Below are 1,574 nucleotides of genomic sequence, written 5' to 3' on the forward strand. Positions count from 1 at the left end.
TGGACGACGGATTACCGGCCCGATTCCGACGATGCGCCGCGATCGCTGCCGTATCCGGCGTCGTGCTCGCGGGCGATCTTCGCTTCGGCGGATACGATGCTGGCCGGATAGAACCAGTCGCTCGACTGGAAGCCGGCCTGCTTGAGCGCCTTGACTTCGGCGTGGACCTGCGCGCGCGTGAGCGGCTGGTTCGACTGGGCTTGCGCGGCGAACGGGGCCGAGACGGCCAGGGCGATGGCAACGGCTTGGATCAGGCGCTTCATGATCGGGACCTCCACGATTCAGGTGAATCGCAGCGCTTCGTTCGTTGAAGCGCCGTGCGACGTTGAAACCAGTGTAGGCCGGGGCGGCCGCGCGAAAAATGCGATCGCGCCCAACGCAGTGTTCTGCTGCCGGTAACAATGGGCGAGTAAGGGCGCAGGCTATGCAATGACCGGGGGGCCGCCGGGCGCGTACAAGCGCTGCGGCGGGGATTTGGCCTGATTCGACGGGCAGCGAAATGAAATCGGACCGGATGCGCATTCCGGAATCCGTTCCGGTGCGCATGCGGTCCGATCTTGAAGGGCGAGGGCAGGCGGCGAATGACGCGCCGCCTGGGATGCCGACGCTTACACGAGCCCCGTTGCGTAGTACACGGCGATCACGAAGAACACCGCGAGCGTCTTGATGATGGTGACCGCGAAGATGTCGCGATACGACTCGCGGTGCGTGAGGCCCGTGACCGCGAGCAGTGTGATGACCGCGCCGTTGTGCGGCAGCGTGTCCATGCCGCCGCTCGCCATCGCGACGACCCGGTGCAGCACGTCCATTGGAATGTTGGCCGCCTGCGCGCCCTTGATGAACAGGTCCGACATCGCGGCGAGCGCGATGCTCATGCCGCCGGACGCCGAGCCCGTGATGCCTGCGAGCGAGCTGACCGACACGGCCGCGTTGACGAGCGGGTTCGGGATGCTCTTCAACGCGTCGCTGACGACGAGGAAGCCCGGCAGCGCGGCGATCACGCCGCCGAAGCCGTATTCCGACGCGGTGTTCATCGCGGCGAGCAGCGCACCGGCGACGGCGGCCTTCGAGCCGGAGGCGAAGCGGCCGCTGACGCGCTTGAACGCGGTCAGCACGACCAGCACGATACCGAGCAGCAGCGCGGCCTCGACCGACCAGATCGCGACGACCGTCTTGATCGACGTTGTGACCGGCGCGTGCACGCCCGGCAGCACTTCCGGCGCGACCGTGTACGACGCGGCGCCGTACCACTGCGGGATCAACTTCGTGAACGCGAAGTTCGACACGCCGACGAGGATCAGCGGCAGGATCGCCAGCGCGGGATGCGGCAGCGCCTTCGCCTCGACGCGCTCCGGCTCGTTGACGAGCGACGTGCCGTAGCCTTCGCCCTTCGCCATCGCGGAACGGCGGCGCCATTCGAGATACGTGAGGCCGACGACGATGATGAACAGCGAGCCGATCGTGCCGAGCGCGGGCGCGGCCCAGGCGGTCGTCTTGAAGAACGTGGTCGGGATGATGTTCTGGATCTGCGGCGTGCCGGGCAGCGAATCCATCGTGAACGAGAACGCGCCGAG

At 67.2% G+C, this 1,574-nt stretch carries 2 protein-coding genes; both read right to left on the minus strand.

Annotated elements, in window-relative coordinates:
* Window positions 1–11: 11 nt before the first annotated feature.
* Window positions 12–263: a DUF4148 domain-containing protein gene (locus JMF90_RS36475; protein WP_011694888.1), complete on the minus strand. Its 252-nt coding sequence runs from the start codon at window positions 261–263 to the stop codon at window positions 12–14.
* Window positions 264–608: 345 nt separating this feature from the next.
* Window positions 609–1,574: GntP family permease (locus tag JMF90_RS36480; protein ID WP_201326287.1), on the minus strand; the 966-nt coding region annotated here is incomplete at its 5' end.

Origin of the sequence: Burkholderia sp. E168m23 (genome assembly GCF_016586125.1) — a bacterium.
Classification (GTDB): Bacteria; Pseudomonadota; Gammaproteobacteria; order Burkholderiales; family Burkholderiaceae; genus Burkholderia; species Burkholderia orbicola.

Bases quoted from the DNA above. Each gene is read 5' to 3' on its own strand.
- JMF90_RS36475 (WP_011694888.1), bottom strand. From the start codon at position 263: ATGAAGCGCCTGATCCAAGCCGTTGCCATCGCCCTGGCCGTCTCGGCC.